The 16074-nt window shown below is 67.3% G+C and carries 12 protein-coding genes; 5 read left to right on the top strand and 7 right to left on the bottom strand.

The window, feature by feature from the left end:
* Positions 1–103 precede the first annotated feature (103 nt).
* Positions 104–1831: a potassium/proton antiporter gene (locus tag FAZ79_RS02390; protein ID WP_136866312.1), complete on the top strand. Its 1728-nt coding sequence runs from the start codon at positions 104–106 to the stop codon at positions 1829–1831.
* Positions 1832–1871: 40 nt separating this feature from the next.
* Here FAZ79_RS02390 and FAZ79_RS02385 read toward each other — a convergent pair whose 3' ends face one another.
* The 3 genes from FAZ79_RS02385 to FAZ79_RS02375 form a co-directional block, all read right to left on the bottom strand.
* Positions 1872–2471, bottom strand: a complete 600-nt coding sequence (locus FAZ79_RS02385) for a uracil-DNA glycosylase family protein (protein ID WP_136866311.1) — start codon at positions 2469–2471, stop codon at positions 1872–1874.
* On the bottom strand, positions 2461–3402 hold the full coding sequence (locus FAZ79_RS02380; protein ID WP_136866310.1) for a histone deacetylase family protein: 942 nt from the start codon (positions 3400–3402) through the stop codon (positions 2461–2463). Before FAZ79_RS02380 ends, FAZ79_RS02385 begins: the two co-directional genes overlap by 11 nt.
* A gap of 137 nt (positions 3403–3539) precedes the next feature.
* Positions 3540–4439: a universal stress protein gene (locus tag FAZ79_RS02375; RefSeq protein WP_169303535.1), complete on the bottom strand. Its 900-nt coding sequence runs from the start codon at positions 4437–4439 to the stop codon at positions 3540–3542.
* A gap of 137 nt (positions 4440–4576) precedes the next feature.
* On the opposite strand from FAZ79_RS02375, the gene FAZ79_RS02370 reads away from it, so the two are divergent.
* Genes FAZ79_RS02370 through FAZ79_RS02360 form a run of 3 tightly spaced genes read left to right on the top strand, consistent with a single transcriptional unit; the run spans position 4577 to position 6854 of the window.
* Positions 4577–6091, top strand: a complete 1515-nt coding sequence (locus FAZ79_RS02370) for a DUF1538 domain-containing protein (protein ID WP_136866354.1) — start codon at positions 4577–4579, stop codon at positions 6089–6091.
* Between the two features lie 15 nt (positions 6092–6106).
* Entirely contained in the window at positions 6107–6454 is a 348-nt protein-coding gene (locus tag FAZ79_RS02365; RefSeq protein ID WP_136866308.1) for a transcriptional regulator, read from the top strand.
* On the top strand, positions 6444–6854 hold the full coding sequence (locus FAZ79_RS02360) for a CBS domain-containing protein (RefSeq protein ID WP_136866307.1): 411 nt from the start codon (positions 6444–6446) through the stop codon (positions 6852–6854). Before FAZ79_RS02365 ends, FAZ79_RS02360 begins: the two co-directional genes overlap by 11 nt.
* A gap of 89 nt (positions 6855–6943) precedes the next feature.
* Here FAZ79_RS02360 and FAZ79_RS02355 read toward each other — a convergent pair whose 3' ends face one another.
* The 4 genes from FAZ79_RS02355 to recQ form a co-directional block, all read right to left on the bottom strand.
* Positions 6944–7843 (bottom strand): alpha/beta fold hydrolase, encoded by a 900-nt coding sequence (locus FAZ79_RS02355; RefSeq protein WP_169303534.1) that lies wholly within the window; start codon positions 7841–7843, stop codon positions 6944–6946.
* A 552-nt stretch (positions 7844–8395) separates the two neighbouring features.
* A complete protein-coding gene (locus FAZ79_RS02350; protein WP_136866305.1) occupies positions 8396–11551 on the bottom strand; it encodes an error-prone DNA polymerase in 3156 nt (1051 codons plus the stop codon).
* A 92-nt stretch (positions 11552–11643) separates the two neighbouring features.
* Entirely contained in the window at positions 11644–12417 is a 774-nt protein-coding gene (locus tag FAZ79_RS02345; protein ID WP_136866304.1) for a hypothetical protein, read from the bottom strand.
* Positions 12418–12499: 82 nt separating this feature from the next.
* Positions 12500–14308, bottom strand: a complete 1809-nt coding sequence (recQ, locus tag FAZ79_RS02340) for a DNA helicase RecQ (protein ID WP_136866303.1) — start codon at positions 14306–14308, stop codon at positions 12500–12502.
* 152 nt (positions 14309–14460) lie between these two features.
* Between recQ and FAZ79_RS02335 the strand changes: the two genes are divergently transcribed.
* Positions 14461–16038, top strand: coding sequence for an inorganic phosphate transporter (locus FAZ79_RS02335; protein WP_136866302.1), 1578 nt, complete (start codon positions 14461–14463; stop codon positions 16036–16038).
* Positions 16039–16074 lie beyond the last annotated feature (36 nt).

Below are 16074 nucleotides of genomic sequence, written 5' to 3'. Positions count from 1 at the left end.
GGCGGGGCACCGCCCCCCCCCCACTCTATCGCCGGACCGCATCCGCTCGGCCGAAGGCCTCGCGTATAGTTGAGGGTCACCCACCCACGCCGGATTCGAGGCCATGGACGCGACCAACTCGTTTATCCTGCTCGGCGCCCTGCTGCTGTTCACCAGCATCCTCGCCGGCATGGCCTCGTCGCGGTTCGGCTTCCCGCTGCTGCTAATCTTTCTCGGGGTGGGCATGCTCGCCGGCCAGGACGGCATCGGCGGCGTGCAGTTCGACGACTTCGAAACCGCCTTCCTGATCGGCAACCTTGCGCTGGCCATCATCCTGCTCGACGGCGGCCTGCGCACCCATATCCGCACCTTCCGCGTCGCGCTCAAGCCCGCCCTGTCCCTGGCGACCGTCGGCGTGATGATTACCGCCGGCGCCATGGGGGCGCTGGCCACCTGGCTGATGGGCTTCGACTGGTACTACGGCCTGCTGATGGGGGCGATCATCGGCTCGACCGATGCGGCCGCGGTCTTCTCGTTGTTGAAGGGCAGCGGCACGCGGCTGAACGAACGGGTCGGTTCGACGCTCGAGATCGAGTCGGGCATCAACGACCCGATGGCGATCTTCCTCACCATCACCCTGCTCGAGGTGATCTCGGCCGGCCAATCCCTGCTCGACCCGTGGATCCTGGTCTTCCTGGTCCAGCAGTTCGGCATCGGCGCGGTGCTGGGTGTCGCCTTCGGTTTCCTGCTACGCGAGGTGCTGCGGCGCATTGAACTGGCCGAGGGGCTCTACGCGCTGCTGATTGCCTCGGGGGGCTTGCTGTCGTTCGCGCTGATCAACGAGCTCGGCGGCAGCGGGTTTCTCGGCGTCTATCTCACCGGGCTGGTGATCGGCACGGCACGCAACCGCGGCACCTTCCACGTGCTACGCATCATGGACGGGCTGGCCTGGCTCGCGCAGGCGGGCATGTTCCTGATCCTGGGGCTGCTGGTCACGCCCACGGCGGTGCTCGACCAGATCGTGCCGGCGCTGATCCTTGCCTTCGCCCTGCTCCTGGTCGCGCGACCGATCGCGATCTGGATTGGACTGTGGCCGTTTCACTTCAACTGGCGGGAGACCACCTTCATCGCCTGGGTGGGCCTGCGCGGCGCGGTGCCGATCGTGCTGGCGCTATTCCCGATGATCTACGGCATTCCCGATGCCGAGCGTTTCTTCGAGATCGCCTACGTGGTGGTGATCACCTCGCTCTTGATCCAGGGCAGCACCGTTCCGCTGGCCGCCCGCCTGCTCAAGGTCGAGGTGCCGCCGCTGGCCGAGCCACGCCAGCGCGCCGATCTCAACCTGCCGATCGAACCGCGCCTGGAGATGGTGCAGTTCGTGGTCGGCGAGCACACGGACGGTGACGGCGCCGGCCTTGACCGGCTACCGTTCGGCGAGTCGGTCACGGTCGCCGGCGTGGTGCGTAACCTCGCGTTGCGCAAGGCCGAGCGCGGCTTTCGCTTCCAGGCCGGCGATATCGTGCTGACCATCATCCCCGAAGACATGATCAACGACCTCAACCGCTTCTTCACCGGCGAACGGCGCAAGAAGGCGGCACTCGCCGAGCAGACCTTCTTCGGTGCCTTCTCCCTGCGCGGCGGGGCGCGGATTGCCGATCTCGCCCAGGTCTACGGCATCCAACCGCCCGAGGCGTTGCAGGAGGCGACCCTCGACGAGGCGATCAAGTCGCTGTTGCGCAACCCGCCGGTCGTGGGCGATTCGGTGGATCTCGATCGCGTCAGCCTGACCGTGCGCGAGATGGACGGCCCGACGATCACCCAGGTAGGTCTCAAGTTCCGCGAAGAGGGTTGATCACCCGGGCTTGTCACCCGGGATTCTCAGCCGGTACATCTCACCCGGGCTCGAGCAGCCGCGCGACCCGCTCGCGCAGGGCCGGGACCACCTCGGCCTCGAACCAGGGGTTGTTGCGTAGCCAGCGATTGTTGCGCGGACTGGGATGCGGCAGCGGAAAATGTGTCGGGGCAAGCCGGCGCCAGTCGGCGACGACGTCGGTCAGCCGCTGACCGCCCTTGAGCTCCAGGTGCCAGGCCAGTGCGTAGCGGCCGATCACGACCGTGGTTTCCACCTCCGGCATGGCCGCCAGCAACGGCCGGCGCCAGGCCGGGGCGCACTCGGGTCGCGGCGGCAGGTCCCCGCCCCGCCCCGAGCCGGGAAAGCAGAAGCCCATCGGCACGATGGCGATCGCCGGGTGGTGATAGAAGGTCTCGCGGTCGATCCCGAGCCAGTCGCGCAGCCGGTCGCCGCTGGGGTCGTTGAACGGCAGGCCGGTCTCGTGCACGCGCCGCCCCGGGGCCTGCGCGGCGATCAGCAGGCGGGCCTCGCGGCGGGCGATGAACACCGGCCGCGGCCCGAGCGGCAGCTCGGCCTCGCACAGCCGGCAGGCGCGTATCTCGGCCTCGAGTTGCTCGAGTGCGATCGGCTCAGCCGGCATCCCCGTCCAGGGCCTTGAGGTGGGCGAGCACCGAGTCCTCCAGCCCCTCCAGGTCATAGCCGCCCTCGAGCAAGGACACCACCGGCAGATCCGCCCCGCCGGCCGCGGCAATCACCTCGCGGGTGATCCAGGCAAAGTCCTCGTCCTCGAGGATCCAGCCGCCCAGCGGGTCGTTCTTGTGCGCATCAAAGCCCGCGGAGAACAGCAGCAGTTGCGGGCGGAACTCGCGCAGCGTCTCGAACCAGACCGAGTCGCGCACGCCTTTGCGGAACGCCTTGCCATCGGTCATGTTGGGCAGGCCAATCGGGAAGCAGTTGTCGGCGATCGGCGGGATTCCCGCGTACGGGTAGTAGGGGTGCTGGAAGATCGAGAAGAAGCGCACCGCGTCGCTGTTGGCCACGATCTCCTCGGTGCCGTCGCCGTGGTGTACGTCGAAATCGACGATCGCCACCCGCTCGAGGCCATGGTGGCGGATGGCGTAGTAGGCCGCGATCGAGACGTTGTTGAACACGCAAAAGCCGCGCGGCTGGCAGGGCCCGGCATGGTGGCCCGGCGGGCGGGTGGCGAGAAAGGCCCGGCGCTCGGGCCCCGGCAACACGGCATCGACCGCGGCCTTGGCCGCCCCCACCACCCGCCGACTGGCCTCGATGGTGTACTCGTTGAGCGAGGTATCGCCGTCGACCCGCAACGCCTGGAAATCGCCGGCAGTCGGCGCCTGGCTGAAGATCGCCTCGACGTAGCGCGGGTCATGGGCGAGCTCGTAGTCGCTCTTGTCGCCCAACGGGGCCTCGACCCGCGTGTGCCGATCGGCCGGAAAGCGGTCGATGGCCGCCATCACGGCATCCAGACGTTCGGGACGCTCCGGGTGCGGCAGCATGACGTCGTTCTCGTTTACGTGCTTCCAGCAGACCGGGTGGCTGTAGATCAGCATGGGGATTCCTCGTCGACGGGTGGGCGGGCATCGGTCAAATCAAGCACCCGACCCGGCCGTTGTAAAGGAAATCCCACAGGTATCGAGTGCCTTAACTACCGATTGGGCTACCCATTGCGCACCGATTGGGCCACCGATCAGCCCGTCGTGCCGCCGGCGCGCACGGTCAGCACGTCGCCCTTCGATTCGCGCAGGATGTGCTGGGCGACGCTGCCAAGCAGCAGGTGACGCAGGCCGGTTTCGCCCTGCGTGCCACAGACGGTCAGGTCGGCGTGGGCATTCACCGCGGCATCGACCACGGCGGTACCGGGGTGGCCGGCGATGATGCGGTAGTCGGGCTCGTGGTCGCTGCTCACACCCACCTCGTGGGCAAATTCGCGCAGTCGATCCCGCAACGTTTCTTCCTCCTCTTCGCGCAGGCGCTCGTAGGTGCCCACATCGAGGTACGTCTCGAACCAGGTCTCGTAGGCATGCACCAGGGTGAACTGCGCCCGCGGCGCCCAGGCCAATGCCGCGGTCAGGGCCGCCCGGCTGGACTCGGAGAAGTCCACCGCCACCACGACCTTCTGGTAGCTGTGGGTGGGCTCGACCCGGGCGACCAGTACCGGCACGTTGCCGGCCCGCACCACCTTCTCCGCGGTGGTGCCGATGAACCAGTCGCGCACCGCGTGACGACCGTGCGCCCCCACCACGATCAGGCTCGCCTCCATGGACATCGCCATCTCGCTGGTCACCGCAGCCGGCTTGCCCAGACGCGCCTGGACGTCCGACTCGGGCGGTTCGATGGCCAGCTCCTCCGCCGCGTCCTTGAGTTGCGACTGCAACCCGGCCAGGGCCTCGCGCAACAGTTCGGCACGCAGGTCGTCCGGGTCGAGGTCCCGGCTCTTGATCACCCACCACAGCGGTTCCTCCTGGATGACGTGCAATGCGGTCAAGGGACAGCCTCGGCGGGCGGCCAGTTGCATGGCACGGGTGACCGCGACCTCGCTGGCATCGGAGAGGTCACTGGCAATCAGGATGGGGCAGGACTCGGCCATGGGGCGCTCCTTCGGTCGGCAATGGCGTTGGTTTGAAGGTACCATCAGTCGTCGAAAACGTCATGGCAGGCTCCCCGCACCTGTCACGGCAACCTTGACCACCCTGAGGAGCAGTCACGGTTTTGCGCGAGCTCACGATGTTCTGGCACACCCTGCTGCACGCCGGCCGCAACCTGCTGCCGATCGTGCTGGTGGTCGCCGCTTTCCAGCTGTTCGTGCTCCAGTCCGTGCCCGAGGGGCTGACCGGCATCCTGATCGGTTTAGGGGTTGTGGTCATCGGCGTGGCCCTGTTCCTCCAGGGCCTGGAGATGGGCATCTTTCCGATCGGCAAGAGCCTGTCGAACGCCTTTGCCCGGCGCGGCTCCCTGCCCCTGCTTCTGGGCTTCGGCTTTGCCTTCGGTTTTGCGGCGGTGATCGCCGAGCCGGCCCTGATCGCGGTGGCCGAGCAGGCACAGACCATCAGCCAGGGACACATCGATGCCCTGACCCTGCGACTGATCATCGCCACTTCCGTGGGTCTGGTGGTGGCCCTGGGGGTGCTACGCACCCTGCTCGGCTGGCCGATCCACTGGTTCATGATCGGCGGCTACATCACCGTGGTCAGCGTCACCTGGTTCGCCCCACCCGAGATCGTCGGGCTGGCCTACGACTCGGGCGGCGTGACCACCAATATCGTGACCGTGCCCCTGATCGCCGCGCTGGGCATGGGGCTGGCCGCCTCGATCAGTGGCCGCAACGTGCTCTCCGACGGCTTCGGCCTGGTGGCACTTGCCGTGATGGTGCCGATGATCACGGTGCAGGCCTACGGCATCTACGTGTTCGAGATCGTCGGTGTCGATCCGGGCGCCGACTCGCTGGATCTGGCCGGGCAAGCCGATGCCAAGCAGGCCAATCTCGACCCGATGGGCATCCTCACGGGCTTGCTGATCACGCTGCGCGACGTGCTGCCGATCATCGCCGCCGTGCTGTTCTTCCAGCTCGCGATCCTCCGCCAACGCATCCCGCATCTCAAACGCGTGATAATCGGCTTTCTGCTGGTCATTTTGGGACTGTACGCCTTTGTCGTCGGCCTCAAGCTGGGCCTGTTCCCGATCGGTGAGCGCATGGCCGACCAGTTGATCGCCCGCGACAACGTGATCTTCCTGTATCTGTTCGCCTTCGCCATCGGCTTTGCCACCACCATGGCCGAACCGGCATTGATCGCCATCGGCGACCAAGCCGAGGACGCTGCGCAGGGCCAGGTCCGTGCCTCGGTGATCCGGCTGTTGGTCGCCGTCGGGGTGGCCATCGGCATCACGATCGGCGTGCACCGCATACTGGCCGGCGACTCGATCCACTATTACGTGATCGGCGGCTACGCGCTGGTGATCCTGCTGACATTACTGGCGCCACGCTACATCATCGCCCTAGCCTATGATCTGGGCGGGGTGACCACCTCGGAGGTAACCGTGCCGCTGGTCACGGCGCTGGGCATCGGACTGGCCACCCAGATCGAGGGGCGTAATGCGCTGATGGACGGCTTTGGCCTGATCGCCTTTGCCTCGATCTTCCCGATCGTGACCGTGCTCGGCTACGCCATATTCGCCGAGCTTGCCAACCGCTGGCTGGCAAACCGGCCCACGCGCCGGCCACCGAACGACACATCGACTTAAAGAGGACGAACCGCGATGAGATTTTCCGTACTGGTCGCCATTCTCGCCGAGGACATGGAGGAGAAGGCCATCGAGGTGGCCAAGGCCGCCGGTGCCGGCGGGGTTACCCTGCTCGATGCGCGCGGCATCGGCGCCGAGGAGAAGAAGACCTTCTTCGGCCTGACCTACGAGGGCAGCCAGTCGGTGCTGCTGTTCGTGCTCGAACGCTCGCTGTCGCTCAAGGTGATGAAGGCGCTGACCCGGGAACTCGAGCTGACCGAACACTCGCGCGGCGTGGTGTTCACCCTGCCGCTGGAGCACATCGCCGGCATCGAGAACCGGCAGGTAGAACGATTCCAGGAGAACCTGAAAGATGACCTCTGAAACCCGCCCCCGACTCGTCGGTGACGTCATGGTCCGCGAGGTGGCGACCATCTCGCCGCTGGCCACCCTGCGCGATGCCCTGCGCCAGATGCGCCAACGGCAGGTGAAATCCCTGGTGGTCGAGAAGGCCCACGAGCACGACGCCTACGGGATCCTGACCTACACCTCGATCCTGCGGACCATCGTCGCCGAGGAAGGCGACATCGATCTCGCCAACGTCTATGACGTGATGAGCAAGCCGGCCATTTCGGTGCCCGAGGGCATGGAGATCAAGTACGCCGCGCGCCTGATGGTCTCCCAGTCGATCCGACGGGTGATCGTGCTTCGGGGCGACACGCTGGTCGGCATCGTCACCATGAGCGACATCGTCGAGTCGATCATGGAACTGGCCGAGCGCTGACACATGGACGAATAAACGAGAAAGGCGGACCCGTCCGGGCCCGCCTTTTTTGTCTCCACCCGGCCCGGTCAGGCCGGTTCAACCTCGGCTTACTGCCAACCGATGAACGCGGTGGCGGCATCGGCCGCGTCGTAGAGGAACAGGTCACGGAACATGTGATCCGCACCGGAGACGACCGTCATCTCGATGTGATCGTCCTCGACCCGCTCTCCCATCTTCTCCTCGAGGTCGGTGACCGTGTCATCGGCGCCGGCGACCACGACCAGGGTCTCGATCGAGGTTTCACCCAGCACGGTGGGCGTGTTCATCCGCGGGTCCTCGCGGTAGTAGCTGACCACGCTCGAGGCGGCGGCACGGGTGTCCGGGCAGTAGATGAAGTCCATCTCCATGATCTCGTCGCCCTTGCCCTCGTCGACCAGGGCCTCGGCCTTCTCCAGCAGCGGGCCGAGCTCGGTGTCGTAGTTCGCCTGGTAGTCCTTGGCGTAGTAGCCCTCGGACCAGGTCTGCGGTGCGAGCAGCACGGCCTTCTCGACCATCGGGTCGGCCTGGTCGGCGAGGTAGCGAGCCACCTGGTTGCCGCCACGCGAGTGACCCATCACGGCCAGCCGCTCGGCGCCCTCGCCCTTGAGCCACTCGACCCAGGCGGCGATCTCGTCGACGGCATCCTCGTGCTTGTGACGATGGGTGGAATCGCAGTCGTACATGCCTTCACGGGCGTCCTGGCCGAGGCTCAGGTTGATGGCCAGCGAGTTGTAGCCGGCGTCCCGCAGCAATTCCTGCATGCTGCGCATGATCTCCATCTCGCCGTGGGCGAGCGTGCCGTGCACCATGAGCACCACGCCGTCCTCGACCGAGCTGCCGGGCGCCATTTCCAAGTTCCCGAGCAGGGTCATGTCGTCATGCTCGAGTTCGACTCGATCGGCCGCTTGAGCCAGGCCGAACCCGCCGAGCAGCGGCAGGCAGAGCGCCGCGGCGGCGATGCGTTTCATCAGGTTTTTCATTGTTGTCTCCCCTTGGTGGATTCGATCATCCGGCGACCGAGTGTAGTCCGGGCGCCAGGTCATGCCCAGCAATCGAGCCGGCTAAATGATTCGTGGGCTAATGGATTCACGGGTCGAGGATGACGGCCCTGCCGCCAACGGGCACTCGACTGAAGGCCGTGACGTGACGCGCGTGGTTCAGGCAGACAAAAAAATGGGCAGGTCGCTCCCCGTGGGAACAGACCTGCCCGCAAAACTCACCGCAGGAGGAGTCGATGAAAACGAAGAGACATCTCAACGCGACTCACCGGCTATGACCGGGACGAGATTCAGGAGTTCCCCGGGTCTCGATGAATCGGTTGCATGGACGCATGCCTGGGACGTGTCTGGCCATGACTGAGTCATGACTAGGGTTAGGTCGACTCGATCGCCCCGCGACCGTCTCCTCGTCTTCATGTGACGGGCGGAGTATAGCGTCTCGTCATGCAAATGCAAACGTTTCGCATTACCTTTTGAGTGGGGAATTGAGAGCCGGTGGCGATCGATCCCGGTGTCTATCGCTCAGTGAAAGTCGCGTGATCGCGTGGGCAGCTCGCCCAGCCACTCGCTGTGATCGACCAGCATGCGCGCGACGAGGTGGGCGACCCCGTCGCGCTGCTGCCACTGGCCACGCACCTCCAGCAGCCGGGCATTGACCACCACCTGGCGGTACTCGGCGACGCGATCCGGCCAGACGATCACGTTGACCGTGCCGACCTCGTCCTCGAGCGTGAGGAACACCGTGCCCTTGGCCGTGCCGGGGCGCTGACGCATGGTCACCAACCCGCAATAGCGCGTGTGCGCGCCGTCGTGGCGGGTCTTGAGTTCGTCGCTGCGCCGCAGCCGCAATCGTCGCAATCGCTCGCGCAGCAGGCCCAGCGGGTGGCCGTTCAGGGACAATCCCAGTCGCTGGTAGTCGGCGACGATGGTCTCCGCCCGGTTCGGCGCGGGCAGTTCGACGGCCGAGTCGGCCACCGGCCGGTCGGCCGGCAAGCCGGCCTCGATCTCCATGTCCGCGGGGATGCCACTGGCCGACCACTGCGCCGCGTAGCGATTGGCCTCCAGTGCGGCAAAGGCCCCGGCGTGGGCCAGCGCACGGCGATCACGGGCATCCAGTCGTGCGCGCCGCACACAGTCGGCCACGTCACGAAAGGGCATCTGGTCGCGCGCGGCCAACAACCGCTCGATGCCGGCCGCGGAGAGCCCGTGGATGCGTCCCAGGCCCAGGCGCAGGGCATGGGTCTCGACGGCACTCCCCCGCCCCCTTGATGACTCGTCTCCGAGTGACTCGAGCGTGCTCTCGGCCCGACTTGCCACCACGCAGGGCGGGCGCACCACCACCCCGTGACGGCGAGCGTCCTGCACCAGTTGCGACGGGCCGTAGAAGCCCATCGGCTGGCTGTTCAGGAGCGCACAGTAGAAGGCGACCGGCTCGTGGCATTTCAACCAGGCCGAGGCGTAGGCGATCACGGCGAAACTTGCCGAGTGCGACTCGGGAAAGCCGTACTCGCCGAAACCGAGGATCTGGCGATAGACGCGATCGGCGAACTCGGGCGCAAAGCCGCGCGCGGTCATGCCGTCATAGAGCTTCTTGCGAAAGTCCTCGAGCGTGCCGCGCTTGCGCCACGCCCCCAGTGCCCGGCGCAACTGGTCGGCCTCGCCGGCGGAAAACCCCGCGGCCACCATGGCCAGCTCGATCACCTGTTCCTGGAAGATCGGCACACCCAGCGTGCGGCCCAGCACGCGCCGGATGTCCTCGTTGGGGTACTCCTCGCGCTCGAGCCCCTGCCGGCGCTTGAGATAGGGGTGGACCATCTCGCCCTGGATCGGCCCGGGCCGGACGATGGCGATCTCGATCACCAGATCGTAGAACGAGCGCGGCTTGAGGCGCGGCAGCATGCTCATCTGCGCGCGCGACTCGATCTGGAACACGCCGACGGTATCCGCCCGGCTGATCATCTCGAAGGTGGCCGCATCCTCGCGCGGGATCGACCACAGCGCTAGGTCGCGGTGGCGGTGATGATTGACCAGTTCCAGCGCCCGGCGCACCGCCGAGAGCATGCCCAGCGCGAGCACGTCGATCTTCATCAGCCCGACGGCATCCAGATCGTCCTTGTCCCACTGGATGACCGTGCGATCGGCCATCGAGGCGTTCTCCACCGGCACCAGGTCGGCCAGTTGACCACGGGCGATGACGAACCCACCGACGTGCTGCGAGAGATGCCGCGGCATGCCGGTCAATTGCCGGGCGATCGCCAACCACCAGCGAACCTGGCGCAGGTTGCCGTCAACGCCGGCCGCCGCGAGCTTCTCGTCGCTGACCTCCTTGTCCCACCAGGCCAGTTGCTCGTTGACGCGCTCGGTGACGTCCTCGCCCACGCCCAGTGCCCGGGCGGCGTCGCGCAGCGCGGACTTGCGCCGGTAGCGGATCACGGTGGCCGCCAGGGCGGCACGATCGCGCCCGTAGCGTCGGTAGATGTACTGCATCACCTCCTCGCGGCGGTGGTGCTCGAAGTCGACGTCGATATCCGGCGGCTCGGCGCGCTCCTTGGAGATGAAGCGCTCGAACAGCATCGAGGACTCGGCCGGGTTGACCGCGGTGATGCCGAGCGCGAAGCACACCGCCGAGTTGGCCGCCGAACCGCGGCCCTGGCAGAGAATCCCGCGCGAGCGGGCAAAGCGCACGATGTCGTGCACGGTCAGAAAGTACGGCTCGAAGGCCATCTCCTCGATGATGCCGAGCTCGCGCTCGATCTGGGCGGACACGCGTTCGGGGATGCCCTCGGGCCAGCGCACGGCCGCCCCCTCGAGGGTCAGGCGGCGTAACTGCTCGGCGCCGGTCACCCCGGCGGGAATGTCGTCGAGCGGGTACTCGTAGGAGAGCTCGTCGAGCGAAAAGCGGCAGGATTCCGCGAGTCGTCGTGCCTCGGTGCGCCACTCGGCCGGGAAGAGCTCGGCGAGCGCCTCGACCGGGCGCAGGTGGCGCTCGGCGTTCGACGGCAACCGGTCGGCCGCCTCCATCACGCTCAGGCGATGGCGCAGGGCCGTGACCACGTCGAGCAGCGGCTTTTCCTCGCGCTCGGCCATCAGCGTGTCGCCCAGCGCGGTGATGGGCAGGCCATGGGCCGAGGCCAGCGCCCGGGCGTGGGCCGCCCGACGCCCGTCCAGCCCGTCGATCCACGCCACCACGCCCAGCCACGGGCGGATGCCGCCGGCGAGCAGCCAGTTCGGCGCGCTGCCCTCGCCGGCCGGCACCTGCCAGATCACGCGTACGCCGGCGCCCATGCCATCTACCGGGCCATCCACCGGGCCCTCCATCAGACCCTCCAGCACGTCCGCCCGCTCGAGCCGGTACTCGCCCTTGGCCGCCGCGCGCCGCCCGCGGGTGATCAGCTGGCTGATCGCGGCGTAACCCGCCCGGCTCGCGGCCAGCAGTACCAGCTCGTCCCCTTCCTCGAGCACCAGTCGGGTACCAATGATCAGCTGCGGACGTTCGGTTTCCGGCAGCGCCCGCCAGCCCTGCTGGGCGCGCACCACCCCGGCCAACGAGCACTCGTCGCAGATGGCGATGGCGGCATAGCCGCGCTCGGCCGCCACCGCCACCAGCCGCTCGGGGTCCGGCGTGGCGGTGAGGAAGCTGAAATTGGAACGGGCGGACAGCTCGGCATGGGCGTTCATGCCGATACTGTATATTTACACATCATTTGTGCAAGCCGCTCGACCAGGAAGACGCCGGACGACGACCCCGGGGCGGCAGGATCGAAAACGGCTCAGTCGCCGCGGCGTGCCCAGTCGAGCAGGATGTCGTGGACCGCTCGCAGCGGTGCCGGATCGGACCGGCCTGGCGCCCTTCCACCCGCCGGCTCGGGGCGGGTTTCCGTGGGCTGCTCACCGAGAACACCCGACGACCCGGGCTCGACCCGCTGACCGATGCTTTCGTCGATTGCGGCACGCAGCGCGTCGAGGATCGTCGACTGCAGGGGGTCGATACCGTCACCACCGGCCACCTCGGCCAGACGCGCCTGGAGGGACTCGAACTGGGCCGCCAGACGCCGTGTCGAGGGCAGCTCGTGGCGCAGCACCTGACCGTGCAGGTCGGCGGGCAGCCGGTCGATCGTGGCATGGGGAATGATCAGGGTGATGATCTCGCCGCTCGAGGTGCGCAGGACCGAGGATTCGCGCACGTCGAGGATCAGGATGTCGCCCGGGCGCACGTAGACCCCGCGGCCGGCGCACTCGCCGTGCAACGATCCGCGGACGTAGAGCTGGATGAAGTAGTGGTCGAACGCGGCCTCGGCGTGATGAGGCTCGCGCCGGGCGTAGGAATGGGGATTGAAGCAAATACGACAGGTCGCCCAGTCGCCCAGCAGGTCGCACTCGATCTCGCCGTCCATGGTCTTGTCCACTAGCGGCACGACATGGTCGAAGAACGGCGCGGCGATCTCGTTCCAGGCGGCATTACGCTGCTCCGGCGGCAGGTCGGCCGTGCGGAACACGCGACGCCGGGCGTGATCGACCATGTTGGGCTTGTCGTCTGCTGCCACGCGCTCCCCCGTTCGAGGGTCAGGACAAGCCACCGATCATCTCCGGAAACCCGGCACGATTCAATCCGGTTCTTCGGTCCGCTTAGCCCGCATGGGCCAGCAGGATGCGCAGGAAACCCTCGCCGTATTTCTCCAGCTTGTGCTCGCCCACCCCGGAGACGGCGGCCATCTCCTCGAGCCGGCTTGGACGAACCTCGAGCATGTGCTTGAGCGTGGCATCGCTGAAGACCATGTACGGCGGGATGCCCTGCTCCTCGGACAACCGCTTGCGGTGGGACCGGAGCGACTCCCAGAGCGGTTCGTCTTCCACCGGTACCGGCGTGCTGCCGGGTTTCGCCCCGCGTGTGGCCGCGCGGCGCTGTTTTTTCTCCGGGCGCAGGTGCAGGCGCTCCTCGCCCCGGAGCACGGCCCGGGCGCTGGGATCGAGGTGCAGCCCGCCATGGCCCTCGGCATCGACGGCGATCAGTCCACGCGCGATCAACTGGCGGAACAGGCCGCGCCACGCGGTGGCGGACAACTCGCCCCCGATACCGAAGGTGGATATCTGGTCGTGGCCGAAGCGACGCATCCGGTCATCCGCCTCGCCACGCAGGACGGAAACCAGGTAATTGACGCCGAAGCGTTGCCCGGTGCGATGGATGCAGGACAGCGCCTTCTGCGCCGCCTCGGTGGCATCCCAGGTCTCGGGCGGCTCGAGGCAGTTGTCGCAATTGCCGCAGGGCTCGGCCAGCGTCTCGCCGAAATAGCCCAGCAGCGACTGGCGGCGGCAGCGGGTCTCCTCGGTCAGGCCGAGCATGGCGTCGAGCTTGGCGCGCTCGATGCGCTTGATGCGCTCGTCGGCCTCGGAGCCGGCCATCATCTGGCGCAGGGTGAGCACGTCCTGCAGGCCATAGTCCATCCAGGCATCGGCCGGCTGGCCGTCACGCCCCGCCCGGCCGGTCTCCTGGTAGTAGGCCTCGATGCTCTTGGGCAGGTTGAGATGCGCAACGAAGCGCACGTCGGGTTTGTCGATGCCCATGCCGAAGGCGATGGTCGCCACCACGATCACACCCTCCTCGGCGAGAAAGCGCTCCTGGACCTGGCGGCGGTGCTCGGCCGACAGCCCGGCGTGGTAGGGGAGCGCGACCAGCCCCTGGGCCGTCAGCCACTCGGCGGTCTGCTCGACCTTCTTTCGCGACAGGCAATAAACGATGCCGGCATCGCCCGGATGCTCCTCGCGGATGAAGCGCAGCAACCGGTCGCGGCTGCCGCCACTGCCCTGGCTGATGCGGTAGCGGATGTTGGGCCGGTCGAAACCGGAGACGAAGCGCCGGGCATTCGTGAGTCTCAGCCGGTTGACGATCTCCTCGCGGGTCGCCTCGTCGGCCGTGGCAGTCAGGGCGATGCGCGGCACGCTGGGGAAATGGTCGGCCAGCTCGCCCAGGCGGATGTACTCCGGGCGGAAGTCGTGCCCCCACTGCGAGACGCAGTGCGCCTCGTCGATGGCGATCAGGTTGATCGGCAGGCCGGCGAGTCGCTCGAGCGCTGCCGGGGTCATCAGCCGCTCCGGCGCCATGTAGAGCAGGTCGAGCTCGCCGGCGTGCAACTGGCGGATCACCTCGCGGGACTCCTCGGCCGAGAGGCTGGAGTTGAGAAACGCCGCGGCCACCCCGAGCTCACGCAGCGCGGCGACCTGGTCCTGCATCAGGGCGATCAGTGGCGAGACCACGATCGCCGTGCCGGGGCTGGCCAGCGCCGGCACCTGGTAACACAACGACTTGCCGCCGCCGGTGGGCATCAGGACCAGGGCATCGCGGCCCGAGGTGACCGTCTCGATCACCTCGCCCTGCGGCGGGCGGAAATCCTCGTAACCGAAGACGCTGTTGAGTATCTCGTGGGGGCTTTTCGACATGGCGGCTATTGGGCCAGATTCGGCACACGAAGGAAACCGCGCGCGGTCGAACACGCTCGTTCAAGACCGACCGCCGGGGTCGGGAAATGGACGAAGCCGCGCCGGTCCGCTAACGTGCCGTTTCTCATGACATTGTGACAGGCGTATTCGATATGGATCTCAACGAGATGGACGCGTTCGACAAGGTGGCCAAGCCGGCACGCCGCGAGCTGCTGCGCTTCGGTGTGGCCCTGCTGTTCGTGATCGGGGTGGCGCTGTTCACCTGGCTCACCCAGGGACACGTCAGTCTCGTGATGGTGGTCGCCGCGGTGATCGGCGCCTACATGGCCATGAACATCGGCGCGAACGACGTCGCCAACAATGTCGGCCCGGCGGTGGGCTCGAAGGCCCTGACGCTGGGCGGGGCGATCGCGATCGCCGCGATCTTCGAGGCCGCCGGCGCCATCATCGCCGGGGGCGAGGTGGTCAGCACCATCAAGGGCGGCATCATCGACCCGGCGGCCATCGGCGATCCCATGACCTTCGTCTGGCTGATGATGGCCGCCCTGCTCGCCGCGGCCATCTGGCTCAACCTGGCCACGGCACTGGGCGCACCGGTCTCGACCACCCATTCGATCGTCGGCGGGGTGATGGGCGGCGGCATCGCCGCGGCCGGCTGGGGCATCGCCAACTGGGGCACGGTCGGCCAGATCGCGGCCAGCTGGGTAATCTCGCCGTTGCTGGGTGGTCTGCTCGCCGCCGGCCTGCTCTACCTGATCAAGCGCAGCATCACCTACCAGGGCGATCTGATCGCCGCGGCGAAAAAACGCGTCCCCTGGTTCCTCGCGCTGATGGCGTGGGCGTTCGGCACCTATCTGGTGGTCAAGGGCCTCAAGAAGATCGTCGAGGTGCCGTTCCTGGGGGCAGCACTGATCGGCGTGGTCATCGCCGCGATCGTGTTCTTCCTCGTCCGCCCGTTGGTGGCCCGCGCCGCCGACGGCATGAAGGAAAACAGCAAGGCAAGCGTCAACCGCCTGTTCACCCTGCCGCTGATTTTCGCCGCCGCCCTGCTGAGCTTCGCCCACGGCTCCAACGACGTGGCCAACGCCGTCGGTCCGCTGGCCGCGATCAACGACGCGCTGACCCAGGCAGGCACGGCGTCCCAGGCGGCCATCCCATTGTGGGTGATGCTGATCGGCGCCCTGGGCTTGGCGGTGGGCCTGGCCCTCTACGGCCCGAAACTGATCCGCACCGTCGGTCACGAGATCACCGACATCGACCAGATGCGCGCCTACTGCATCGCCATGGCCGCCACGCTGACCGTCATTCTCGCCTCGCAGCTCGGCCTGCCGGTCTCGACCACGCACGTAACGATCGGCGCGGTCTTCGGCGTGGGCTTCCTGCGCGAATACCTCAAGTCGAACTACGACCGGCTCGAGCAGCAGGTGCGCGACCTGCACCCGGATAGCGATGACGACGAGGTGATGCAGGAATACCTCGAGCGCTTCCGCGCCGCGCCGCTCAAGGTCAAGGAGCAGATGCTCGCCGAGCTCAAGGACAAGAGCACCCGCCGCGAGGTCCACATCAGCAAGCGCCAGCGCAAGGGCCTGAAGAAGATCTACAAGCGCGAGCTGGTCAAGCGCTCGCTGGTGCTCAAGGTGGTCGCTGCCTGGGTCATCACCGTTCCGGCCGCCGCCCTGCTCGCGGCAATGTTCTTCTTCCTGATCCGCGGCATCTTCGCGGGCGCCTAAACCGGGCCGCACCGGAAACGACGGGCGGGCGGCGGG

The organism is Guyparkeria sp. SB14A (assembly GCF_005096345.1).
GTDB lineage: Bacteria > Pseudomonadota > Gammaproteobacteria > Halothiobacillales > Halothiobacillaceae > Guyparkeria > Guyparkeria hydrothermalis.
The sequence above is the reverse complement of the archived record's forward strand: the minus strand, read 5'-3'. Positions and strand labels throughout refer to the sequence as shown.

Excerpts from the sequence above, each read along its gene's own strand:
- FAZ79_RS02390 (WP_136866312.1), top strand. The coding sequence starts at position 104 with ATGGACGCGACCAACTCGTTTATCCTGCTCGGCGCCCTGCTGCTGTTC.
- FAZ79_RS02385 (WP_136866311.1), bottom strand. The coding sequence starts at position 2,471 with ATGCCGGCTGAGCCGATCGCACTCGAGCAACTCGAGGCCGAGATACGC.
- FAZ79_RS02380 (WP_136866310.1), bottom strand. The coding sequence starts at position 3,402 with ATGCTGATCTACAGCCACCCGGTCTGCTGGAAGCACGTAAACGAGAAC.
- FAZ79_RS02375 (WP_169303535.1), bottom strand. The coding sequence starts at position 4,439 with ATGGCCGAGTCCTGCCCCATCCTGATTGCCAGTGACCTCTCCGATGCC.
- FAZ79_RS02370 (WP_136866354.1), top strand. The coding sequence starts at position 4,577 with ATGTTCTGGCACACCCTGCTGCACGCCGGCCGCAACCTGCTGCCGATC.
- FAZ79_RS02365 (WP_136866308.1), top strand. The coding sequence starts at position 6,107 with ATGAGATTTTCCGTACTGGTCGCCATTCTCGCCGAGGACATGGAGGAG.
- FAZ79_RS02360 (WP_136866307.1), top strand. The coding sequence starts at position 6,444 with ATGACCTCTGAAACCCGCCCCCGACTCGTCGGTGACGTCATGGTCCGC.
- FAZ79_RS02355 (WP_169303534.1), bottom strand. The coding sequence starts at position 7,843 with ATGAAACGCATCGCCGCCGCGGCGCTCTGCCTGCCGCTGCTCGGCGGG.
- FAZ79_RS02350 (WP_136866305.1), bottom strand. The coding sequence starts at position 11,551 with ATGAACGCCCATGCCGAGCTGTCCGCCCGTTCCAATTTCAGCTTCCTC.
- recQ (WP_136866303.1), bottom strand. The coding sequence starts at position 14,308 with ATGTCGAAAAGCCCCCACGAGATACTCAACAGCGTCTTCGGTTACGAG.
- FAZ79_RS02335 (WP_136866302.1), top strand. The coding sequence starts at position 14,461 with ATGGATCTCAACGAGATGGACGCGTTCGACAAGGTGGCCAAGCCGGCA.